Source organism: Pseudoxanthomonas putridarboris, assembly GCF_038321125.1.
GTDB classification, from domain to species: domain Bacteria; phylum Pseudomonadota; class Gammaproteobacteria; order Xanthomonadales; family Xanthomonadaceae; genus Pseudoxanthomonas_A; species Pseudoxanthomonas_A putridarboris.
In genome coordinates this window covers 129,960-153,604 of the sequence record NZ_JBBWWT010000007.1, presented here as the reverse complement: position 1 = coordinate 153,604, position 23,645 = coordinate 129,960, and the positions used below count along the sequence as shown (strand labels likewise).

General features: G+C 66.7%; 18 protein-coding genes. 13 read left to right on the top strand and 5 right to left on the bottom strand.

The window, feature by feature from the left end; genetic code table 11:
* Window positions 1–32: 32 nt before the first annotated feature.
* The gene (locus tag AAD027_RS14945; protein WP_341726824.1) at window positions 33–644 is read right to left on the bottom strand and encodes a TetR/AcrR family transcriptional regulator; all 612 of its coding nucleotides are present in this window, start codon (window positions 642–644) and stop codon (window positions 33–35) included.
* Between the two features lie 323 nt (window positions 645–967).
* Here AAD027_RS14945 and AAD027_RS14940 point away from each other — a divergent pair, with 323 nt between their 5' ends.
* The 4 genes from AAD027_RS14940 to AAD027_RS14925 all read left to right on the top strand — a co-directional run bounded on the left by AAD027_RS14940 (window position 968) and on the right by AAD027_RS14925 (window position 5,002).
* Entirely contained in the window at window positions 968–2,380 is a 1,413-nt protein-coding gene (locus AAD027_RS14940) for an NTP/NDP exchange transporter (protein WP_341726823.1), read from the top strand.
* A gap of 67 nt (window positions 2,381–2,447) precedes the next feature.
* Window positions 2,448–3,509, top strand: a complete 1,062-nt coding sequence (locus AAD027_RS14935; RefSeq protein WP_341726822.1) for an SDR family oxidoreductase — start codon at window positions 2,448–2,450, stop codon at window positions 3,507–3,509.
* A 65-nt stretch (window positions 3,510–3,574) separates the two neighbouring features.
* A complete protein-coding gene (locus AAD027_RS14930) occupies window positions 3,575–4,543 on the top strand; it encodes an SDR family oxidoreductase (RefSeq protein ID WP_341726821.1) in 969 nt (322 codons plus the stop codon).
* A 99-nt stretch (window positions 4,544–4,642) separates the two neighbouring features.
* Complete coding sequence (locus tag AAD027_RS14925) at window positions 4,643–5,002, top strand: hypothetical protein (protein ID WP_341726820.1); 360 nt, start codon at window positions 4,643–4,645, stop codon at window positions 5,000–5,002.
* 118 nt (window positions 5,003–5,120) lie between these two features.
* Here AAD027_RS14925 and AAD027_RS14920 read toward each other — a convergent pair whose 3' ends face one another.
* The gene (locus tag AAD027_RS14920; protein WP_341726856.1) at window positions 5,121–6,218 is read right to left on the bottom strand and encodes a branched-chain amino acid aminotransferase; all 1,098 of its coding nucleotides are present in this window, start codon (window positions 6,216–6,218) and stop codon (window positions 5,121–5,123) included.
* A gap of 58 nt (window positions 6,219–6,276) precedes the next feature.
* Window positions 6,277–6,828, bottom strand: coding sequence for a putative Fe-S cluster assembly protein SufT (sufT, locus tag AAD027_RS14915; RefSeq protein WP_341726819.1), 552 nt, complete (start codon window positions 6,826–6,828; stop codon window positions 6,277–6,279).
* A gap of 110 nt (window positions 6,829–6,938) precedes the next feature.
* On the opposite strand from sufT, the gene AAD027_RS14910 reads away from it, so the two are divergent.
* Window positions 6,939–7,352: a hypothetical protein gene (locus AAD027_RS14910; RefSeq protein ID WP_341726818.1), complete on the top strand. Its 414-nt coding sequence runs from the start codon at window positions 6,939–6,941 to the stop codon at window positions 7,350–7,352.
* Window positions 7,353–7,373: 21 nt separating this feature from the next.
* Here the strand turns inward: AAD027_RS14910 and AAD027_RS14905 are convergent, their stop codons facing one another.
* A complete protein-coding gene (locus tag AAD027_RS14905; RefSeq protein WP_341726817.1) occupies window positions 7,374–9,563 on the bottom strand; it encodes an alkaline phosphatase D family protein in 2,190 nt (729 codons plus the stop codon).
* Window positions 9,564–9,788: 225 nt separating this feature from the next.
* Here AAD027_RS14905 and AAD027_RS14900 point away from each other — a divergent pair, with 225 nt between their 5' ends.
* The 5 genes from AAD027_RS14900 (at window position 9,789) to AAD027_RS14880 (ending at window position 17,633) form a co-directional block, all read left to right on the top strand.
* Window positions 9,789–12,182 (top strand): TonB-dependent receptor, encoded by a 2,394-nt coding sequence (locus tag AAD027_RS14900; protein WP_341726816.1) that lies wholly within the window; start codon window positions 9,789–9,791, stop codon window positions 12,180–12,182.
* Window positions 12,183–12,363: 181 nt separating this feature from the next.
* The gene (locus tag AAD027_RS14895) at window positions 12,364–12,972 is read left to right on the top strand and encodes an RNA polymerase sigma factor (protein WP_341726815.1); all 609 of its coding nucleotides are present in this window, start codon (window positions 12,364–12,366) and stop codon (window positions 12,970–12,972) included.
* Window positions 12,941–13,918: a FecR family protein gene (locus AAD027_RS14890; protein WP_341726814.1), complete on the top strand. Its 978-nt coding sequence runs from the start codon at window positions 12,941–12,943 to the stop codon at window positions 13,916–13,918. Before AAD027_RS14895 ends, AAD027_RS14890 begins: the two co-directional genes overlap by 32 nt.
* Window positions 13,919–14,004: 86 nt before the next feature.
* Entirely contained in the window at window positions 14,005–16,389 is a 2,385-nt protein-coding gene (locus AAD027_RS14885) for a TonB-dependent receptor (RefSeq protein WP_341726813.1), read from the top strand.
* The gene (locus tag AAD027_RS14880) at window positions 16,386–17,633 is read left to right on the top strand and encodes a ComEC/Rec2 family competence protein (protein ID WP_341726812.1); all 1,248 of its coding nucleotides are present in this window, start codon (window positions 16,386–16,388) and stop codon (window positions 17,631–17,633) included. The genes AAD027_RS14885 and AAD027_RS14880 overlap by 4 nt, the downstream gene beginning before the upstream one ends.
* Window positions 17,634–17,672: 39 nt before the next feature.
* Here AAD027_RS14880 and pdxR read toward each other — a convergent pair whose 3' ends face one another.
* Window positions 17,673–19,115, bottom strand: a complete 1,443-nt coding sequence (pdxR, locus tag AAD027_RS14875) for a MocR-like pyridoxine biosynthesis transcription factor PdxR (RefSeq protein ID WP_341726811.1) — start codon at window positions 19,113–19,115, stop codon at window positions 17,673–17,675.
* Between the two features lie 114 nt (window positions 19,116–19,229).
* Between pdxR and AAD027_RS14870 the strand changes: the two genes are divergently transcribed.
* The 3 genes from AAD027_RS14870 (at window position 19,230) to AAD027_RS14860 (ending at window position 23,636) form a co-directional block, all read left to right on the top strand.
* On the top strand, window positions 19,230–19,721 hold the full coding sequence (locus AAD027_RS14870; protein WP_341726810.1) for a hypothetical protein: 492 nt from the start codon (window positions 19,230–19,232) through the stop codon (window positions 19,719–19,721).
* Window positions 19,722–19,833: 112 nt separating this feature from the next.
* Window positions 19,834–20,343: a hypothetical protein gene (locus AAD027_RS14865; RefSeq protein ID WP_341726809.1), complete on the top strand. Its 510-nt coding sequence runs from the start codon at window positions 19,834–19,836 to the stop codon at window positions 20,341–20,343.
* Window positions 20,344–20,702: 359 nt separating this feature from the next.
* Window positions 20,703–23,636, top strand: coding sequence for a TonB-dependent receptor plug domain-containing protein (locus AAD027_RS14860; RefSeq protein ID WP_341726808.1), 2,934 nt, complete (start codon window positions 20,703–20,705; stop codon window positions 23,634–23,636).
* Window positions 23,637–23,645 lie beyond the last annotated feature (9 nt).

Genomic DNA, 23,645 nt, shown 5'->3' with positions numbered 1-23,645 from the left:
GCTTCGGAGGCGGCGCATCCTCCCTTCAAACTTCAAAGCTCGGATTTCAGGCTGCCGAAGGCGTCCCGCAGGAACCTGGCCGCCGGCTTCCGCTGGCCGGTCTGCTCCCTCCATGCCTGAAGCGCGACTCTCATCGCACCGATGGACACCATGGCCACCATCCGCAGCGCCGGACGGCGCTCGGGCTGCCGCCAGACCTCGCACATCGCGTTGAAGAGCGCCTGCTCCTGTTTTGCGTAGAACGTCTGCTTGCGAGCAAGCAGCGATTCGCTCGACAGCATGAGATCGTCGATGGCTTTCATCTGCTCGGTCGTATGGCGCGCGATGCGCTTCACCATCACATCGCGAACGGCATCGAGCGGCGGTACGTCGGGCGATGTCTTCAGCAGATCGGCGATCAGCATGGCCGAATCGGCCTCCAGCCCGAACAGGATGATGTCGTCCTTCGACTTGAAGTACGAGAAGAAGGTGCGGCGCGAGATGCCCGCCTCCGCCGCGATGGCGTCCAGCGTCGTGCCTTCGTAGCCCTTGGAGAGGAACAAGCGCAGCGCGGTTTCGGCGATGCGCTGACGTGTTTCGCGGCGCTTGCGTTCCCGCAGGCCTTCTGCGGGGGCAGCGCCCACGGGGAGGAAGATTTCCGACATTCGAGTGCCTGGCGTATGTATCGCTTAAAGAATCTTTAATTTGCACTCAGTACGTTAATTTTTGCACTAGGTGTATATATTCATGCATCCAGCTTACCTTCCCACCCCTCGTAAGGGAAAGACCATGGCCAACCGGACAGCTTCCGATACCCCTTCTCGGCGCGGCCCCGCCAAGGTGCCCACCGCCGCAACGGATGCCCAGGCGATCGCCCGCCCGTGGAGCGTCAGCGAAGAACTCAGCGGCACGCGGTTCCCGTCGCGCCTCGCCGAATGAACGTCAACACGCGCTTGTACGGCGTACTCCGAGCCAGGATCCCCTCCCCATGAGTCGAACCACCACACCGGCGCCGCGTCGCCCACGCCTGTTGCAGGCCCTGTTCAACCTCCGCCGCGAGGAGATCGGCCCGGTGCTGATCGCGGCCTTGTTCTTCTTCTGCGTGCTGACCGCGCTGATGCTGTTGCGGCCAGCACGCGATGCCCTGGGCATGGAGCGCGGGATCGAGAGCATCCGTTGGCTGTTCATCGGCACCGCGGTGGTGACGCTGGCGGTGAACCCGCTGTACGGCTGGCTGGTCAGCCGCTTGAAGCGGCTGCAGTTCATCGGCGCGACCTACGGCTTCTTCGTGCTGAGCCTGGCGGGCTTCTGGGCGCTGCTGATGTTCGCACCCGGCGCGGTCGGCCAGCGCAGCGGCCAGGTGTTCTACGTCTGGTTCAGCGTGTTCAACCTGTTCGTCACCATGGTGTTCTGGGCGCTGCTGGCCGACCGCTTCACCAGCGACCAGGGCAAGCGCTTCTTCGCCCTGATCTCGGTGGGCGGTACGCTCGGCGCGATCTTCGGACCGTGGCTCACGTCGCAACTGGCCCAGCCGCTGGGTACGCCCAACCTGCTCCTTGTCGCGGGCGGATTCCTGCTGCTGGCCCTGGCCATGGCCTGGCTTCTGGTTCGCGTGGCGCCGGATCGGGTCGGCACCGATACATCCGCCGCCGCGGGCGGATTTTCAAGCGAGGCCGAGCGCATCGGCGGCAGCGCCTGGGCGGGCCTGCGTGCGGTGTTCCGGTCGCGCTACCTGACCGGCATCGCCGGCTACATCCTGCTGATGACCATCCTCGCGACGTTCATCTACTTCACCCGCCTGCAGATGGTCGCGGCGGTATCCGACAGCATGGATGCGCGCGCGGCGATCCTCGGCAACATCGACATGTGGACGCAGGTCGCGGTGCTGGTCCTGCAGCTCACCCTGACCGGGAAGATCATCAAGCGCTTCGGCCTCGGCGTGGCGCTGGCGATCCTGCCGGTGGCGACCGCGCTCGGCTTCATCGGGTTGGCGATCTACGGCTCGTTCGTGGTGCTGGTCCTGCTCGAGGCCGCCAACCGCGCGGTGCAGCGCGGCATCACCCGGCCGGCGCGGGAAGCGCTGTTCACCGTGGTCAGCCGTGAGGAGAAGTACAAGGCCAAGGCCTTCGTCGACACCTTCATCTACCGCGCCGGCGATGTCGTCGGCGCGCAGACCGAAGGTGCGCTCGGACGGTTGGGACTGGCCATGGGCGGACTGGTCAGCGTGGTCGTGCCGCTGGCGCTGGCCTGGGCCGCGCTGGGCCTCTGGCTGGGGCGCGCGGCACTGCCGCCGGCAAGCACCGCGCCTGCGGCCTCCGACGATGCGCACGACGGCCCCGACCTACCCGTGGCGCACGCCACAACCTCCCCCAGCAAGACAGATCCAACCCGGACCGTCTGAGCTCTGCGCGCATGAGGCATCACCGCGCTCCAACGTCAGAAAAACCAACCCACTGTGAGGACAAGAGATGATCAACATACTGCGAACTGAGAACACGCGTACCTCCCGTTCCGCATGGCGAAACCGCCTCGCCGCCCTTGGCATGCTGGTGAGTTGCGCCTTTGCCGCAGGCAGTGCGGTTGCGCAGAATCCGCCCAAGCCCGATTGGGGCGTGGCCGACATGCCCTCCCAGAAGGGGCGCATCTTCCTGGTCACCGGCGGAACCAGCGGCATGGGGTTCGAGGATGCCAAGGCATTGGCTGCCGCGGGCGCCCAGGTGGTCATCGCAGCGCGCAACCCCCAGCGGGGTCAGGAAGCGATCGACCGGATCAAACAGGAGGTGCCTGACGCCCAAGTGCAGTTCGAGCCCGTGGATCTGGCCGATCTGTCCTCGGTTCGCGCACTGGGCCAGCGTCTCGGCACCACCCTGCCCCGACTCGACGGCCTGATCAACAACGCGGCGATCATGGCGCCGCCGGAACGCGGCACGTCCGCGGACGGCTTCGAAATGCAGTTCGCCACGAACTACGCGGGGCACTTCGTCCTGACGGCCGAACTGCTGCCGCTGCTGCGCAAGAGCGATTCTCCCCGCGTCGTCACCCTGTCCAGCATCGCCATCCACCGCGGGGGCAGGATCAACTTCGACGACCTGCAGTTCACGCAGACTTATGAGCCGATGACCGTCTATGCCCAGTCCAAGCTGGCGTGCCTGATGTTCGCATTCGAACTGCAGCGGCGCAGCGATGCCGCGGGCTGGGGCATCCAGAGCATGGCCGCCCATCCCGGCGTCTCGGTGACCGAACTGGTCGCGCGCGGACCCGGCCTGGACAGCGAACAGGGACGCCAGTGGTCCGCCATGCGCGAGCACTTGCAGACTGCGGCCCAGGGAGCCGTGCCCACGCTGTACGCCGCCACCGCGCCCGAGGCGCAAGGCGGGGTCTACTACGGGCCGACCGGCCAGAACGAAATCAGTGGCCCGCTTGGTCTCGCCACGGTGCCCGCCGCCGCAGAAGACGCCGAAGCGGCCTCACGGCTGTGGACGACCACCGAAGAGATCACCGGCACGCGTTTCCCCTCACGCGCCCGTTGATCGCATCGGATACCTGACGAACGTCGGCCACGCCCCCTTTCCGTCCCTTTTGCAAGGCAAGAATCATGACCCACTGGACAGCTTCCGACATCCCTTCCCAACGCGGCCGCACGGCGGTCGTCACCGGCACTGGCGGCCTTGGGTTCGAAGACGCATTGGCGCTGGCCCGTGCCGGTGCGAACGTCATCATCGCAGGTCGAAGCTCGTCGAAAGGAGCGGCCGCCGTCGACCGCATTCGCCAAAGCGTTCCCGGCGCGAATGTAAGATTCAGGGCGCTGGATCTCGCCAGCCTCGATTCCATCGAAGCATTCGGCGAGGGGCTGCTGGACTCGCTGGGCAGCCTCGACCTGCTGATCAACAACGCGGGCGTGATGACGCCCCCAGAGCGGCAGGTGACCGCCGACGGATTCGAGCTTCAGTTCGGCACGAACTACCTGGGCCACTTCGCGTTGACCGCCCAGCTTCTGCCATTGCTGCGCAAGGGCAATCAGCCGCGCGTCGTCACCCTCTCCAGCATCGCCGCTCGCGCCGGTGCGATCCACTTCGACGACTTGCAGTCCGAGCGCAGCTACAAGCCGATGGTCGCCTATGGCCAGTCGAAACTGGCCTGCCTGATGTTCGCCCTCGAACTGCAGCGCCGCAGCGATGCGGCGGGCTGGGGCATCCAGAGCATCGCTGCTCATCCAGGCGTGTCGCGCACCGACCTGATCCCCAATGGCTCCGGCACAAGGAGCGCCGCCGGCGTGCTCCGTCGTCTCATGTGGTTTCTGTTCCAACCGGCCGCGCAGGGCGCCTTGCCGACGCTCTTCGCCGCGACTTCGCCGCAGGCGCAAGGCGGCGCCTACTACGGCCCGGACAGGCTCAGCGAAACCCGGGGTTATCCCGCCATCTCCAGGGTGCCGCCGCAGGCAACGGATACGGACGCCGCCGCAAGGTTATGGATCGAGTCGGAGCGGCTGACAGAAGTGGATTTCTCCGCTGGCGATGAACGGGACACCGGCGTCGCTACCATCCGGAAACCGAACCCTCGTTGATCCTCGAACCATGCCTCTTGTCCGATGAACGAGCAACTCGGTTTCCATGCAACCGGGTCAGTGCGCCCAGGCCATCTCCATTCCACAGGCGAACCCACCATGCACAAATACATCGTCTATGCAGCTTACGGCTGGCTTGCCCTGAGCGGGTCGCTTCACTTCATCATTGACGTGGTGTCGCAGTACCTGCGGGGCAAGCGCGAACCCGGCTTGGAGACGACCCTGTACTACGGGCTGAACTCCGCTTTTTCGTTGGGACAGGTAGCGTTCGGGTTGCTTGGGCTTTTTCTGGCCTGGCGGGCCATGGACCTGCTCAGCGCGACCCCGGTACTGATCCTGTCTGTACTGGCGGCATTCGGATGGCTGGCGATCACCTTCCTGTTCATGGAGTACTGGGAGCCCAAGCTCAACGTCGGCATTTTCTGCGTGCTCATCGTGGCCGCCTTCGTCACCCGCTGATCGCAGCAGATTCCCGGGTGTCCGACAGGGGCCGCCAGAGGGGGTGCTGGAGTCATGCTGAAACGAAAAAGCCCGCACCTTGCAGTGCGGGCCTTTCGTCATACGTGCTATCGATGGATCAGTCGCGCAGCTTGACCAGCCAGCCGTGGCGGTCGGGAAGGCGGCCGTACTGGATGTCGGTCAGTTCCTTGCGGATCGCCATCGTCACTTCACCCGCCGGCGCGTTGACGTCGCCCACCGTGAAGTCCTTGCCTTTCAGTTCGCCGATCGGCGTGATCACCGCGGCGGTGCCGCAGGCGAACACTTCGGCGATCTCGCCCGAGGCCACGCCCTGCTTCCACTCGCCGATGGACACCTTGCGCTCCTCGACAGCGTGGCCGCGATCGCGCGCCAGTTGCAGGATGCTGGAACGGGTGATGCCCTCCAGGATGCTGCCGGACAGTTCCGGGGTGACCACGCGGCCGTCCCTGTAGACCATGAACACGTTCATGCCGCCCAGTTCTTCCAGGTACTCGCCTTCCACCGGATCGAGGAACAACACCTGCGAGCAGCCCTGCGCGGCGGCTTCCTGCTGCGGCAGCAGCGAGGCGGCGTAGTTGCCGCCGCACTTGGCCGCGCCGGTGCCACCCTTGGCCGCACGCGCGTAGTCGGTGGACAGCCAGATCGACACCGGCGCCACGCCCTTGGCGAAGTACGGGCCGGCGGGGCTGGCGATGACGTAGTAGCCGGCCTTGTGCGCGGCGCGCACGCCCAGGAAAGCCTCGGTGGCGATCATGAAGGGACGGAAGTACAGGCTGGTCTCCGGCGCGGACGGCACCCAGTCCGCGTCCACCGCGACCAGTTGGCGCAGGGATTCGACGAATTCGGCCACCGGCAGCTGCGGCAGCGCCAGGCGCGCGGCCGAGCGTTGCAGGCGCGCGCCGTTGGCGTCAGGGCGGAAGGTCCAGATGGAACCGTCGGCATGGCGATAGGCCTTGATGCCTTCGAAGATCTCCTGGCCGTAGTGCAGCACCGACGCGGCCGGGTCGAGCGACAACGGGCCATAGGCGCGCACTTCGGCATCGTGCCAGCCCTGCGCCTTGTCCCATTCGATGGCGACCATGTGGTCGGTGAAGTGCAGGCCGAACCCGGGATTGGCGAGGATGGCGTCGCGTTCGGCCGCCGGCCTGGCGTTCGGCGAGCGGTGCACGCGGTAGGTCAACGGGGCGGCGTTCATGACGTTCATCTCTTCCTTCCTGACGGTTCTACGCAAATGAGTGGCGAGTCGCGCGGACTCAGAGCATGCCGGTTTCCAGCTTGGCGGCCTCGGACATCATGTGGCGGCCCCACGGCGGGTCGAACACCAGTTCGACATCCGCATCGGCGATGGTGGGGATCATCTCCAGCTTGCTGCGCACGTCGTCCACCAGGATCTCGCCCATGCCGCAGCCCGGCGCGGTCAGCGTCATCTTGACCTCCACCTCGCGCTGTCCGTCGTCGCGCTTGCTGAGGTTGGCTTCGTACACCAGACCCAGGTCGACGATGTTGAACGGGATCTCGGGGTCGAAACAAGTGCGCAGCTGGTTCCATACCAGCGCCTCGACTTCCTCGTCGCTGGCATCGTCGGGCAATGTCAGCGGCTCGGTGGGTTCCTTGCCGATGGCGTCGCCGTCCTTGCCCGCGATGCGGAACAGGTTGCCTTCGACGAACACGGTATAGCTGCCCCCCAATGCCTGGGTGATGTAGCCATGGCTGCCGGCGGGCAGGGTGACGAGTTCGCCCTGCGGCACCAGCACGGCGGCGCAGTCTCGCTCGAATTGGACGGGTTCGCTGCTACGGGAATACATGGGGACCAGATGGGGGCGCCCGGAGGGCGTCGCAAGAAGGCCCATTGTAGCCCCCGCGCCCCAATCCGACGCGTGCAGGCCTTATCCTTGGCGGCCCTGCCGGAGTCCCCATGTCCCCTGCCCTGCGTCGTCCGCCCCGCTGGCTTTCTCCCGTGTTCCTGTTGCTGGGCGGCCTGAGTTTCGTGCTGATCTGGGTGATGCTGGCGCTTTATCTGCAGAAACAGGTCGGCTGGATGGCGTTGCTGGCCGCCGTGGACGTGGTGCTGATGCTGCGCCTGGGCGGCATGGCGCGCGGCACGGGACGCAGCGTTCTGGCCCTGCTCGCCACCCTGGCGGTCTGCGCACTGGCGTTGTGGGGCATCGTGGCCACGCAACTGGGTTTCTCGTTGGGGCTGGGGCCGTGGGATTCCGCGCTGCGGCTGGGCGCGCACCATGCCTGGACGCTCACCACGCTGGCCAACGGCACGCTGGACTGGATCGCGCTGGCGCTGGCGCCGCTGCTGGCGGCCTGGCTGGCGCGCTGAACGCCGGCCAGGCCGATGGGCCTACGAAACCTGCCGTGCTGTCCGTTCGCCCGACGCCGATGCTTCCACCTTGAACGAGAGGCGCTCCAGCTGCGCCTCGACACGGCCGGGATCGTCGTAGAGGGCCTGCCGGCACGCCTGGGCCGGAAGCAGCAGGAATTGCATCTCGCACGTGCCTGACGGGTCCAGCGCGATGATGCCGACGCCATGCCGCGTGGTCTGCGCATGCCGGATGCGCGGCTCTCCCCCGGCCAGGATCCGGTCCAGCCCCGCCACCAGGCGGGCGCCCGCCTCGGCCGTGGCCGGGTCGTCCTTCACCGCGCCCGCCATGATGTCGGTCAGCGTCTGCGACGACACCGCCGGCGCGGTGAATTCCAGCGTGCGCGCCGAATGCTGGGTGGCGAAGCTGGCATGGATGTCGCCCGACAGCACGATGGCGCCCCCCGCCTCATCCATCGACCGCACCAGTGCGTCGCGCTGCGTCGCGAATCCGTCCCACTGGTCCACGTTGAGGTAGAACCGCCGACGCAGCGGCTCCGGGGCCTCCAGGGCGGGATTGGACAGGTCCAGCACCATCGGCGTCATCGACACCGAGCTGGCGACGAACTTCCAGCGCGCGCCGCTCTGCGCCAACTGCTGCGCCAGCCAGGCCTGCTGCGGTTCGCCCAGGGCCAGCGGCAACGCGCCCTCGGCCTGGCGGAGTGCCAACAGCAGGTCGTAACTGTCCTTCACCACCATGTAGCGGCTGCCGAGGTGGCTGAACAACCCGCTCTTGCCCAACGCCAGCCACGGCAACCCGCGTGCGTAGCCGGCATGTTCCTGCGGCGGCAATTCCACCTGCATGAAGCCGGGTACCGCGTCGTTGTAACGGCGCAGCACGTCGCGGGCCACGTAGACCGCCATCGGCGACGAACTCAGTTCCTGGCCCTTCCGCACCGCCGCGCGCTTGTCGATGCCCTCCCCCGCGTAGGCGCGCGCGAGCGCCCGCTGCAGCGGCTTGCGCAGCGGTTTCCATTGTTCGTCGGCCAGGTCCAGGTAGGGCATCAATGAAGGCGAAAGCGAGGCCCATTCCAGCCCGATCGCGGGCAGCAGCCGGCGCAGCGCGGCCTCGTCGTAGGCCAGCGCGCCGGGGAACGCATCCTCGGGAATCGGGTGGTCCGGCCGATGGCTGCGGTAGTCCAGCAGGATGAGCCGGCAGTCGCGGCCGAAATCCAGGCCGCGCCAGAGGGTGGTCTGCGGATGCAGTCGCGCTTCGTCCACGTCCAGCGCACCGTCCTCCCCGGTCGGGCCGACCTCCACGTCCACCGGCATGTATTCGAAATACGCGCGCTCGGCATTGCGGCGGCGCTGGCGGTCGTTCTCGGCGCCACGGCCGTTGAGATAGGTGGCGCTGTCCTGCCAGCAGTCGTCGCTGAACTCATGATCGTCCCAGATCGCCACCAGCGGCGCGCGTTCCAGCAGCGCCTGCAGCACGGGGTCGGTGCGGTACTGGCGATGCAGCTGGCGGTAGTTGTCCAGGCTGGCGGCGGCGAGGTAGTCGTTGCCGCGCTTGCCCACGCGCAACGCGCCCGCGGTGTCGGCAAACGCGATGCTGCGTTCGCCACCGACGCTCTGGAAGCTGGCGTCGCCGACCGACTCGTAGATGAAGTCGCCCAGGTGCAGCACGAAATCCAGTTCCTGCTGCAGCAACGGCAGCAGGCTGTTGTACCAGCGCCCGCCGTAGTCCTGGCAGCTCATGAAGGCGAAGCGCAGCGCGGGTGTCGGCGCATCCGGCGACGGTGCGGTGCGCGTGGTCCCGGTCGGCGAAGCCACCCATTCCGCGCCGTCGCGGCGCAGGAAGCGATAGTGGTAGCGCTGGCCGGGTTGCAGGCCTTCCACCCGCACGCGCAGGCAGTGGTCGTGCCGCGCCGGCGCGGTCATTTCGCGCTCCACGCGCAGGTGGGCGAACCCGGCATCGTCGGCCACCTGCAGCCGCACGGCGACATCGCCATCCTGCGCGGGCGCACGCGTCCACAACAGCACCCGATCGGGGCGGGGGTCGCCGGAAGCGACGGACTGCGGAAACAACGCACGCGACACGGCCGGCGCGGTCTCTTCGGCATGCAGCGGGAACCAGCGGCTGGCGAAGGGCGTGCTGGCCGCGGCCGCGACGACCAGCTTGAGGAAGCGGCGGCGCGAGGATTGGAGCGGAGCGGGGGATGTCCGGGTCAACGTAGGTCTCCATGCGATGCGGCGGCGGGCCGCGACGACGGCCTTCGTCCGGCCGCCCTGCGAAGCCGGGCAGGATGACGGGCGCAGATTGCGGTGGTGTGGCAATGGCGGCCGTCATGGGAAAGCAACATGGACAAGGCAGCCTGTGTGGCGATGCGCCTGGACCTTGCCGGTCCCGTACCGCCATCACGACCTCCTTCTCCCAATCCTCGACCTGCGACCTCCATGACCCAGCCCTCAGCCTGTGCCCCCGCATTCGCGCGCCGCCCCCTCTGCCTGGCGCTCTGCCTGGCCATGGCCGGCCTTCCCTTCGCCGTTTCCGCACAGCAGGCCGACGCCCCGGACACCGACAACGCTTCGCCCGCCGGCGCCACGCAGTTGGACACGATCGTCGTGACCGCGCAGAAGCGCGAGCAGCAGGTGTCGGAGGTTCCCATCGCCATCACGGCGTATTCCGGCGATTTCCTCGACCGCCAGGGCATCACCACGCTGGGCGGACTGGCCGGCTTCGTGCCCGGCCTGCAGGTGCAGGAACAGAGCCCCAACAACCCGGGCTACGTGATCCGCGGCATCACGTCCGACAGCGGCGAGGCCAACGTGCAGCCGCGCATCTCGATGTTCCAGGACGGCGTGTCCATCAGCCGCTCGCGCGGCGCCTCGGTGGAACTGTTCGACATGGAACGCGTGGAAGTGCTGCGCGGCCCGCAGGGCACCCTGTTCGGGCGCGCGGCGCAGGTCGGCGCCGTGCACCTGATCCAGAACAAGGCCCGCGACGAGAATTCCGGGCAGCTGGAAATCGGCGTGGGCAGCGACAGCCAGCGCCTGGCCAGCGGCTACGTCAACGCCAGCATCGCGCCGGAAGCGCTGTTCGCGCGCGTGGCGGTCTTCCACGAGGAGCGCGACGGCAGCATCGACAACGCCGCCGGCGGCACGCTCAACGGCAAGGACACCACGGCCGTGCGCGCCAGCCTGGGCATGCTGGTCGGCGAGGCCAGCCGCATCGACCTGATCGCCAACTACCAGAAGGACTCGCCGCCGGGCACCGCCTTCATCAGCGGCACCATCCCCAACCGCCAGGGCAGCACCAGCCCCTACGCGGACGCCGAGCTCAACCGCGGCGACGAGCTGGGCCTGGACCGCAAGGTGCGCGGCCTGACCGCGCTGGGCTCGTTCTGGCTGGGCGGCAACTGGACCCTGGACAGCATCAGCGGCTGGCGCAGCTTCGATTCGCACGAGGAATTCGATGCCGACGGGTCGCGGCTGAAGGCGATGGAGTTCGCCGAGATCGCCCAGGGCGACCAGTGGAGCCAGGAGTTCCGCTTCAGCTTCGACAACGGCGACAATTTCGCCGGCTTCTTCGGCGCCAGCTACTTCCACGAGGACGGCTCCCAGTACGTGCCGTTCAGCACCGACGAACGCAGCCTGCTGGCCCTGCTGTCGCAGGACGCGACCTTCCGCGACCAGATCGGCGCGCTGCTGGGCGGCATCCCGTTCCCGGCCATTCCGCTGTTCGACGCCAATGGCGATCCGTTCACCTCGTACGCGCTGCCGGGCGGGCTGCACACGCTGCTCAATTCCGACCATCGCGAGGCGTTCGCCAACTACGGCACCACCAAGGCCTGGGACGTGTTCGTCGACGGCACCTGGCGGGTCACCCCGGCGCTGGAACTCAGCGCCGGCCTGCGCGCCACCTGGGAAGAGCAGACCGCCGGCTACCAGGGCTTCGCCGGCAACGCGCCCACGCTGTTCAACGGCCTGGGCGCCGGTGCGCCGGCGCCGCTGGCGGGCAACAACATCATCAACAGCGCCACCGACGGGCGCCTGCAGCGGACCGAGAACTTCGACGCGGTCGTCGGCCGCATCGCCGCACGCTACGAGTTCAGCCCCACCCTGAGCGGCTACGCCACCGCCTCCCGCGGTCGCCGTCCGAACGTCATCGATGTCACGCCCCAGGGCAGCGAAGTGCTGCCGGCGGAAATCGTCAACAGCTACGAGATCGGCCTGAAGGGCGGCACCGCCGGCGGCCGCCTGGCCTACGACATGTCCGCCTACTGGTACGACTACAGCGACTTCCAGACCCAGATCCCCAACCCCACCGGCGGCACGCCGTTCCTGATCCCCACCAATGGCGGCAACGCCACCGCCAAGGGCATCGAGGCGTCGATCACCGGCGAACTGGCCGATGGCCTGGTGCTGTTCGCCAACTACGCCTGGACGCACGCGCGCTTCGACGACCGCGACGACGACGGCAACCCGCAGCTGTACGCCGGCCACCGTTTCCGCCTGACGCCGGACCACTCGGCCGCCCTCGGCCTGGACTGGCGCGTGCCGATGGGCAGCAACAGCTTCTACCTGCGCCCGTCGTACACGTGGAAATCGAGGGTGTATTTCGAAGACGAGAACACGCCCGGCCTGGAACAGGGCGCCTATGGCCTGCTGAGCCTGCGCATGGGCATGACGCTGGACAACGGGCGCTGGGACATCGGCCTGTGGGGCACCAACCTGACCGACGAGGAATACCTGATCGACGCCGGCAACACCGGCCGCCAGTTCGGCACGCCGACCTTCATCGCCGGCCAGCCGCGCGCCTATGGCATCACCGCCAAGGTCCGGTTCTGAGCGCCGGACCGCGCAGTCGATGCAGCGCATCCATGAAGGGGAGTGTCGTGACAACCCGGTTTCAGGGCGTTTCGCTTTATCGCATCGCCGCATGACTGCCATGGCCATGCAATGGAGATTGGCCTGCGCTGGCGACCGAGGGTCAACAACGTGTCGTACGGATCCGCTATGACGATGGGCGATGGATATTCTGTCGGATAGGCGCGCGCTCTGGCTTTCCCGCGCCGTGTTGCCCCATGAGCGCGGATTGCGTGTCTGGCTCCAGCGCCGCACCTCGCTGTCGCCCCACGATATCGATGATGTGGTGCAGGAAACCTATGCGATATTGGCTTCGCTGGGCAGCGTCGAACACATACGCGATCCGCGCAGCTATATGTTCCAGACAGCGAAATCCATCCTGCTGCAACAAGTCCGCAAGGCACAGGTGGTTTCGTTCGAGAGGGTCAGCGAACTCGAGTACCTCATCGTCGAGGACGACGGGCCGACACCCGAGGACATCAATAGCGATCGCCAGGAACTTAACCGTCTCGTGAAGGCGATATCCCGGTTCCCGGCCCGATGCCGCGAAGCATTCTATCTCTGCAAGTTCGAAGGACTCAGCCAGCGGGAAGCCGCCTTTCGCCTGGGCATCTCGGAGAATACCGTCAAGAAGCATGTCGCGAAGGGAATCCATCTGTTGATGGATCTGAGCAAGCGCATTGATAATGCGGAGGACGCCTCCCGATATCCCGAACGCGTAGGACAGGCCGAAGAGGTCGATGACGCAGCGCGAGACCAGCACCGAGATTGACGCTGAAGCCGCCCGTTGGGTGGCGCTGATGGATCGCGGGCCGCTGTCCGCCGATGATTCGGCGCGGTTGCAGGCATGGCTGGATGGCGATTCGAGGCGTGCCGGCGCATTCGCCAAAGCCAGGGCCGTCAATATCCAGGTGGACCGGGCGGCGGCCCGTCGCCCGGGGCGCCGCGCGATCATCGGCCAGGAAGACGGTACCGCCTCCCGCCGGCCGGCGACATGGCGGCGCCGGGGAGCCATGGCCGCCGCACTCGCGTCTTGCCTGGTCGTGGGAGTGGTCTATCAGAACCTGGCCGGTCGGATTTCCACGAACGTGGGCGCTTCGCATCGCACGACGCTGAGCGACCGTTCTGTCGTGACCCTGAATACCGCATCCACGGTCAAGCCGGTCTTCGACAAGCATCATCGGCGGGTGGTGCTCATCAAGGGCGAAGCCTTGTTCGACGTCGCCAAGGACGCGAGCAGGCCCTTCATCGTCGATGCCGGCGATGTCGAAGTGGTCGCCATCGGAACCAGCTTCGTGGTCAAGCGGCTGGAAGGGTCGCCCGTCTCGGTGATCGTCCGCGAAGGGACGGTCGAGGTCGTCCGCAGCGGCGACAAGCAGGTCAGGCGGCTGGAAGCAGGCCACAAAGTCGAGGTTTCGAGGAAAGCCGTGGCGGCGATCCAGCCGATATCCGGCCGGGACCAGGACGCCGCACTGGCATGGATGCGGGGAAAGATAAGCCTGAGCCGCATGAGGCTGGATCAGGCCGTTGCCGAGATAGGCCGCTACAACGCGGTTCCGATCAGGATCCGCAGCGAATCGCTCAAGGAACAGCGGATATCGGGGCTGTTCTCGACCACCGATCCGGAAGGCTTCGCCCGCGCCGCCGCGCTGAGCCTGGGCGGCGCCAGCGGCACGGATGCCGAGGGCATCTGGATAGATTCGACGCCCGAGCGCTAGCCGCCCCCATTCGACTGGTCCCTGCCTCCCGCTTCTGCATCTACCTAGGTATTGCCCGTCATGTCGACAGGGAGTACGGAGCCAGCATGCAGATCAAGACCTCTCTGGCGAGCGCCATCGCCTTGATGTTTCTCGCCGTCCCGCCCGCCTTGGCGGGGCAGAAATCCTTCACACTTCCCGCGCAGCCGCTCTCCTCGGCCCTCCATGAGTATGCGCAGCAGGCGGGCGTCCAGATCATCGCTCCCGACGATGCCGACGGCGGGACCATGACCCGGGCCGTGGAAGGCGTCATGGATGCGCGGCAAGCCTTGTTGAAGATGCTTGAAGGGTCCGGCCTGGAGATCGCCTCCGATGATGGCGAGGTCATCGTCCTCCGACGCAGGAAAGACGATCGTTCCAGCGCGCCGGATTCGGAGGCACTGCTGGATACCATCGTCGTCACGGCGCAGAAGCGCGTCCAGCCCGCCCAGGAGGTGCCGATCGCCCTGACCGGATACTCCGCCAAACAGATCGACCAGATGCAGCTCCAGAGCCTGCGCGACGTGTCCCGCCTGACCCCGGGATTGCTCGTTTCTTCGTTCAGCCAGTCCAGTCCCACCATTGCCGTGCGCGGCGCGACCAACACCTTCACCCAGATCGGCGTCAACAAGCCCGTTGCCATCGTGGTGGACGACGTCTTCGTTCCCCGCAACAGTGCGGCCACTTTCGATCTGTATCGCCTGGAATCCATCCAGGTGCTCAAGGGACCGCAAGGCACCCTGTTCGGGCGGAACGCGACCGGCGGCACCATCGTCATCGACAGCGGCAAGCCGGCATACGGGCAGTCGTCCGGGTCCGTGCAGGCCGGGTTCGGGAACTACGACCTTCATCAGGTCGACGCACTGGTGGATGTCTCTCCCGGGGACAATGCCGCCTTCAGGTTGTCGGGTTCGTTCAAGGCGCACGACGGCTATGGCCGCGACCGATTGACCGGGAACGAGCAGGATGACCTGGACAGCAGGAACCTGCGCGGACAGGCCAGGTTCCAGGCTTCCGACTACGTGGAAGTCCTGTTCGGCGCCGACTGGAGTTCCGACAAGAACGGCGGACGAACGCTCTCGTCGAAGACGTTGGGATCCGATGGCGACCGCAGGACATCCGAAGTCGGTGTGCCGCAAGGCTTCGAGCGCGACCAGTGGGGAGCATCTTCCCGCATCTATTGGGATTCTTCCGCGGGGAAATTCGCTTCCATCACCGGCTATCGGCACACCGAATCCGGCGAGCGCTATTCCGGGGTAGGCGCCAACTATCGGTTCCTGAGCGGAACCGCCCGCCAGGCCACCACCCAGGACAACGACGACGTGGACGCGCTTTCCCAGGAGTTCCGCTATGCGAGCCCGATATGGGAGCGCGGCGATTTCGTCGCCGGCCTCTACCTGCTGGACGAGGATGCCAGCAGGACCTTGTTCAATCGCGACTATGCCGCCGTTACCGGCGTCCTGGCCAATCATGTTCTGGCCGACCAGGAGGTAAAGACCAGAAGCTATGCCGGTTTTGTCGATGGCAACATCCGATTCTCGGATCAATGGAGCCTGACCCTTGGGACGCGCTATACCTACGACAAGAAGGCAGCCTCGCTCACCCGGACCGACTTTCTGAATCCGGTCAACAGCTTTTCGATGGACGACCTGAAGGCGAGCTGGAACGAGCTGACTTCGCGAGCCGTGCTCTCCTGGAAACCGTCCGACCGGATGATGTGGTACGCGAGCGCCACGCAGGGCTACACGTCGGGCGGATTCAATACGGAGGCTTCCAGTGCCGCCGCATTGGCCCGGCCCTTCGATCCGGAAACGGTGACGAACGTCGAACTGGGAACGAAATCGCAATGGCTGGACGACCGGCTGCGAATCAACGTCACTGCATTCCAGATGAAGTACAAGGACAAGCAGGAACTGTACTTCGACGGAATAACCCGCATCCTGAACATCGAGAATGCCGGCGAAGCCACGATCAAGGGAGCCGAGCTGGAGCTGGAGTACCGTCCCGTCAGGAACTTCGGCTTCATGGCCAGCTACGGCTGGCTGGACACGCGCTACGACCATTTCGTCATCCCCGGCGGTGCCGACAATACCGGCCACCCCTTGGGCTCATCGCCGAAGGACAAATGGGCACTGGCGACGGACTTCAGGATTCCGCTGGCCAATGGCGCACAGGTGGTCGGCGCGGCCAGCTATGCCTATACGGGCGATTACTACACCGGCGCGACCATGGATCCGAATCTTTTCATCAAGGGTTATGGACTGGGCAATGCCCAGCTCGGCTATGAATCCGCGGGCGGCCGCTGGCGCCTGATCGGCTGGATCAAGAACATCACCGATACCGAATACGTGCTCACCCCGTCGACACAGGTCGTGCTGGCGGAATATCTTGGCGAACCCCGTACATACGGCGTGACTTTCATGCTGAACTTCGGGGGAGGCGATGCCCGATGAGGACGATCCCCTGCTGGAGCATCGGACTCTTGGGATTGCTTGCCGCCTTTTCCGCCCACGCGGGATCGAAGGATCGGGTGGGCGCGGCCCTGGCGCCTTGGCGGCCAGGCACGATGGATATCCACCACATCGCCACCGGGCGGGGCGATGCCACTCTGATGATCGCTCCGGACGGGACCAGCCTGCTTGTCGATGCCGGCGCAGCATCCGGGGATCGGGAATACCAGTCGCCCGCGGTGCCGGACGACAGCCGGCGCCCCGGCCAATGGATCGGACGATACGTGTTGCGCCAGTTGGCCGCGACCGGTAATTCCCGGCTCGACTACTTCGTCGCCAGCCATCTTCATCCGGACCATATCGGCGCCGTCGTCGAGGATTCGCCGCATTCTCCCGATGGTTCGTATCGGCTCACTGGCGTCAGCGACGTCGCCGAGATCGTTCCCATCGACAACGTGCTGGACAGGGGATTCCCCCGTTACGATTTTCCCGTGCCGCAGAGCGCCGACTTCGCGGACAACTACATCCGCTTCATCCGGCAGAGGGAAATCCGGGGCAAGCGGGTGGAACGGCTCCAGGCGGGCCGGACGGATCAGATCCGTCTGATGCATCGACCGGATGAGCATGACGATTTCTCCATACGCACCATCGCGGTAGGCGGAAACGTTTGGACAGGACACGGAAACGAAGTCCGGTCGCTGCTGCCGCCGATCGAGACGTTGTCTGCGCAGGACATCCCCGACGAGAACATGCTGTCCGCCGCGATCCACATACGCTTCGGGAACTTCGACTACTACACCGCGGGGGATCTCAGCAGCAATACCTTCGACGGCACCATGCCGTGGCGCGACATGGAGACCCCGGCAGCCCAGGCGACCGGACCGGTAGAGGTGGCGGTGGCTCCGCATCACGGATTGTTCGATGCCACCTCGGTGGGGTCCGTTCTCGCGTTGAAGCCGAGGCTGTGGGTCATCCAGAGCTGGCACGTGTCGCACCCAAGCATCACCACGCTCGAGAGGATATACAACACTCGTCTATACGACGGTCCTCGCGACGTGCTTGCGACCGGATTGGCGCCCGCCAACCGAATCGTCAACAACCGGCTCGCCAAGCGGTTGCTGAGCCAGTCCGGCCATATCGTGGTAAGAGTCGCCAAGGGAGGGCGCAGTTACCATGTCGTGGTCATCGACAATTCGAACGAAGAAGACCGGGTTGCCGCCACCTTCGGTCCCTTCCAGTCGAATTGACGCCGGCATCTCCATGTCCGCCGGCATCGTCGGCCGGCTTCAGCCGCGCGCCACCGCGTGCACGCATTCGGCCAGCCGCTGCACGGCGTGTTCGATCTCCATCACCGACATGCTGGCGAACCCCATCAGCAACCCGGTGCGGTGCGGCGGGCGCGAGTAGTACGGTGTGATGGGATAGATGTCCACGCCGCATTCGCGCGAGCGCTGGATCAGCTGCTCGCCCTGCACCGCATCGAAGCGACGCAGCCAGGCCACCAGGTGCATGCCCGCGCGCGAATCGGCCAGTTCCAGTTCGTCGCCCAGTTCGCGCCACAGCGACGCCATCAGCGCGGCGCGGCGTTCCTCCAGCGCGCGCGACGTGCGGCGGAGGTGGCGCTCGAACCCGCCGTCGGCGATGAAGTTGGCCAGCGCCGCCTGTTCGATACCCGGCGAACCGAAGTCGTCCTGCCATTTCGCCGTCACGTAGTCCTCGCGCAGGCCTGGCGGCATCACCAGGTAACCCAGCCGCAGCGAGGGGAACAGCACCTTGGAGAAGGTACCCACGTAGACGACGTGGCCATCGCGGTCCAGCGAGCGCAGGGCCGCCAGGGGCTGCGCGTCGTAGCGGAATTCGCCGTCGTAGTCGTCCTCGAAGATCCAGCAGCCATGGCGGCGTGCGTAATCCAGCAGTGCCAGCCGGCGCTCCAGCGACATCACCACGCCCGAAGGAAACTGGTGCGAGGGCGTGACGTAGATCAAGCGCGGCGGCGGATCCGGCAGCCGGTCCAGGCGCAACCCCTGCGCGTCCACGTCCACCGCGTCCACCCGCGCGCCGTGGATCTGCAGCACCTCGCGCATGGCGCTGTAGTGCGGCTCCTCCACCACGGCACCGTCGCCCACGTCCAGCAGCACGCGCGCCGTCAACGCCATCGCCTGTTGCGTGCCGGCGACGATCAGCACGTCCTCCGGGACGACCTGCACGCCGCGCCGTCGCGCCAGATAGTCGCAGACCGCCTGCCGCAGCGCGGGCAGGCCCTGGGTCATCGGGTAGTTCGGCGGCGTGTAGGCGGCGGCGCGGCTCAGTTCGCGTGCCCAGGCATTGGTGAGCGCGGGATTGGTGTATGGCACGCCGTAGGAAAACGCATAGCGCATCCCGGGCGTGGGCCGTCCCGCCATGTTGGCGTGATCGTGGTAGCGGCGGCCGCGGCGGGCGAAGGCCGACTGCGCGGGGCGCTCGATCCGCACCGTCGGCGCCGGCGCGTCGGGCCGGACCGGCGGCGTGACGAAACTGCCCGATCCCACCCGCGCGGCCACGAAGCCCTCCGCGCGCAACTGCTCGTACGCGGCCAGCACGGTATTGCGCGACAGTCCCAGCTCCCGCGCCAATTGCCGGGTGGCGGGCAGGCGACCGCCGTCGCCCACGGTGCCGGCGAACAACGCCGCCTTCAGTGCCCGCGTGAGCTGGGCATGCAGCGGCCCATGGCCATCCATGTTCAGGTGCATCCGCAACGCCTCACTTGAATTGGCCCCATTCCAGCCCAGGGAATTGGACCTTGATAGTGCCACTTTTCCGCGCGTTGATAGAGCCAATCTTCCTGCCCGTATTGGAGACTGGTCGTGCGTTCCCTCCCCCTGACCTGGCGACAAGGCCCTTCCGCCGTCGTCGCACCCTGGTTCTTGCTCGCCGCGCTGGCGGCGACCGCGCTGGACCTGGGCTTCGCGATGCTGTTCTGGGCCGGCGAAGGCGTCGCGCCGCTGCGGATCCCGCAATCGATCGCCGCCTGGGCGGTGGGGGCCGAGGCCTTTGCCGGCGGTGCCCGGACCGCGGCGATGGGCGTGCTCGTCTACCTCGCCCTGATCTGGGGATTGGCGCGGCTCCACGCGATGGCCGCGCGCCGTCTCCCCGTGCTTCGGCGGAACCCGGTGCGCGGCGGCCTGCTCTATGGCGCGTCGATGTACGTCGTGGTGTTCCATCTCGCGGTTCCTCTCTTCGCCGTGGACGGCGCGGCACCGGCACGGCTGGACTGGATCATGGCGTGCGTGCTGGCCTACATGCTGCTGATCGGCCTGCCCTGCGCATGGGCCACCCACCGCATGCTGCGGCATTGATCCGCGCGCCGGTTGGCCCTCGCCGCCGGGGCCGGAACTGGACCTGTCCGCCCGGGGCCGCCCTCGCTTCAATGGCGCTCCCGCAGGCATGCCGCGCCACGCCCCAGTCGCCATGAACACCCCGATCCCATCGCGCCCGCTGACCGCCGCCATCCTGCCGCGCGCCGTGGTGCTGGGCGGGCTGATGGCGGGTACGCTGGACCTGGTCTACGCCTTCGCGTTCTGGGGCCTGCGGGGCGTGGAGCCGGTGCGCATCCTGCACTCGATCGCCTCCGGCTGGCTGGGCCCTTCCCGCGCCATGGCCGGTGGCGCCGCCTCGGCCTGGCTCGGCGGGATATCGCACTACGCCATCGCGCTTGCGATGGCGTGGACGTATTACCTCATCGCGAAACGCCGGCCCGCGCTGGTGCGGCATCCGTGGCGCCATGGCGCGCTCTACGGCGTTGTGCTGTACGCGGCGATGACCTATGTCGTGGTGCCCCTGTCGGCCGCGCACAGCGGTCCGCTTCCGGCTTGGCGATGGCTCGATCTCGCGCACGTGGCGGCGCATGCCTGGCTGGTGGGCGTGCCCTGCGCCCTGGCCGCGCGGCGGGCGTTGGCCGGCACGCACAGCGGCAAGTGAATGGCCGGGCGCGGGCATCACCCGTCATGCCCGCGCGTTGCGCGCCCCGGGCAAGCGAAGGCGCGCGGTACCGGAGCACGGCCGCTGCCACGACGATTGCAGCCCTTGTCCTGCATTCGGAACGCTCCCCACTCTTCCGGCCCTCACGCTAGGGTGCCCGCCGGTCGCGGCACGTGCACGGCTTGCGCATTTCCTGCTTGCCGCCAGCGCTTTGCGTGAAGGATGTCGCACGCGACGGTTATGGTTGATCCGTGCACAACGTAAGCGCGATGGATGCGCACGGGCACTGGTTAAGGATTCGTGATTCTTGCAATCACCCCCTGCCTCATCGGCGGCAGGCCTCACGAACCGGAGACCACATGAAACTTGCCACCCATCATCCCTTGTGCCTGGCGATACTGAGTGCGATCGCCTCGGGCTCGCCGGCAGGCCACGCCCTCGCCCAGGAGTCGGAATCGGCTTCCACCACCACGCTCGATCGCATCCAGGTCACGGGTTCGCGCATCAAGCGCAGCGATCTGGAAACGTCGAGCCCGGTCTTCGTCATCGATCGCCAGGCGATCAGCGATTCCGGCGCGGCGACGGTGGGCGAGTTCCTGCAACGCACGCCGTCCATCTCCGGCGCCGGCATGAACCCGCAGGTCAACAACGGCGGCGGCGCGGGCGCGGCCACGGTGGACCTGCGCGGCCTGGGGCAGACGCGCTCGCTGGTACTGGTCGACGGCAAGCGCTGGATCTCGTCCGTGATCAACGCGCAGGGCGCGGTGGACGTCAACACCATTCCCATGGCGATGATCGAGCGCGTCGAAATACTGAAGGACGGTGCGTCCGCCATCTACGGCTCCGACGCCATCGGCGGCGTGGTCAACTTCATCCTGCGCCGCAACTTCGAGGGCGTCGAGGCGAGCGCCTTCTACGGCGTCTCCTCGCGCGGCGACGCCGATACCGAGCGCTACGACGCCATGTTCGGCGCCAGCAGCGACCGCGGCAGCGTGATCATCGGCGCCGGCTACGACAAGGAGGACCCGGTACTGGCCAAGGATCGCGCCTATTCCAGCCAGCCCTACCAGCTGTATGCCGGCGAGCATGGCATCGGCGGCACCAGCCGCATCCTCACCGGCCGTTACGTGGTGCCGCGCGCCAACGCCGCGGCCGCCGGCGTCAACCTGCAGGACCCCAACTGCGGCAACCAGGCCAATGTCGCCCTGACCCGCATCGATGGCACGCCCGGCGCTTCGGGCAGCGACTTCCGCTGTTTCGACAACCTCAACGACGTGTACAACTTCCAGGCCGACGGCAACCTCAACCTGACCCCGCAGGAACGCACCAACCTGTTCCTGAGCGGCAGCTACCAGCTGACCGAGCGCACGGAAGCCTTCCTGCTGGGCTCGTGGAACCGCACCAATTCCTCGTTCAAGATCGCGCCGCTGCCGTTCGACGGCCGGCCCGACGTCGACGACGTGCCCATCAGCGCGGACAGCATGTACAACCCGTTCGGCGCGGACATCAGCGATGCGCGCCTGCGCCTGCGCGACTTCATCCCGACGCGCAGCACGTCGTTCGAAACGCAGACCTACCAGATCGTCGCCGGACTGCGCGGCATGTTCGGCGACAGCAGCTGGTCATGGGATGCGTCGTACTCCTATGGCCGCACCCCGCAGACGCAGGTGGTGCGCGGGTACCTGTACAGCCCGGCGTTGCGCGACGCCCTGGGTCCCTCCATGATCGATCCCGTGTCCGGCGATCCGATCTGCGTGCGCACGCCCGGCGATCCCGCCAGCGTGATCGCCGGCTGCCTGCCGGTGAACTTCCTCGGCCCACCGCCGGACCCGAACACCCCCGAAGGCCAGGCGCAGCTCGCGGCGCTGTCCACCATCAACCCGACCATCGTCAATACCAACCACAACGACCTGAAGGTCTTCAGCGCCAACGCCACCGGCGACATCTTCGAACTCCCGGCCGGCATGGCCTCGCTGGCCCTGGGCGTGGAGTACCGCGAGGAATCGGCGAGTTCCGACGTCGACTTCCTCACCATCATCCCGCCGGGCGAGACGGTCTGCCTGATCACCCAGGAAGCCTGCACGTTCGGCAATATCGCCGGTTCGTTCGACGTGAAGGAACTCTATGCCGAGGCCCTGTTCCCCCTGCTGTCGGATGCGCCGTTCGCCGAGAAGCTGAGCATCTCGCTGGGCACGCGCTATTCGGACTACTCCAACTTCGGCAACACCACCAACTCGAAGATCGGCGTGGAATGGAAACCCATCGGCGACCTGTTGGTGCGGGCCACCTACGCGCAGGTGTTCCGCGCGCCCACCATCGGCAACCTGTTCGGGGCGACGGTACCCAGCGCCAACTCCTATGTGGATCCCTGCAACGGCTACACGGGCCAGCCGGTCGCCGATCCCCGCGCCTGCGCCAACGTGCCCGTCGATGGTTCCTTCCAGCAAAGCAACAGCCAGGTCACTTCGTTCCAGGTCTCCAACCCCGACCTGCAACCGGAAGAAGGCGACGTGCTGACCTTCGGCTTCGTCTACAGCCCGGAGTGGGCGCAGGGCTTCAGCACCACCGTGGATTTCTGGCGCGTCGAGCTGGACGACTTCATCACCACGCTGCCCGAGACGGTCATCCTGAACCAGTGCTACCAGTTCGGGCGCTACTGCGACAGCTTCATCCGCGACGCCTCGGGCGACGTGACGCAGATGACCAACGTGGTCGGCAACTTCGGCTCGCTGAAGACCAGCGGCGTCGACATCGGCTTCCGCTACATGCTCGGGCAGACCTCATGGGGGCGGTTCTCCTGGAGCCTGGACACGAGCTACCTGGCCGAATACGAAGTCCGCCTGCTTGCCGGCGATCCGACCAGCGACGTGGGTGCGTTCCCGGGCATTCCGGAAAGCAAGGGCCTGGCCGGCACGTTCGTCGACAGCGCCAGTTCCGGCTTCGGCAACCTGGCCCGCTGGCGCGCGCTCAACGACATCCGCTGGGACCTGGGCAACTGGAGCGCGAGCCTGAGCACGCGCTACGTGCACCATGTCTACGAGGCGCCCGACGTGGCCGACGTCACCGAACCCGGTTACATCGCCAAGCGGCGCGTGCCCTCGTACACCCAGACGGACCTGCAGGTGGGCTACCGCTTGCCCCAGCTTGCGAACAGCGAGATCCAGATCGGCGTCCGCAACCTGACGGACCGCCAGCCGCCGCTGATCTATTCCGGCTTCAACGCTTCCACCGACCTGCGGACCTACGATGCCATCGGACGCTTCTACTGGATGCGCTGGACAGCGAGGTTCTGAGTCGCTGCC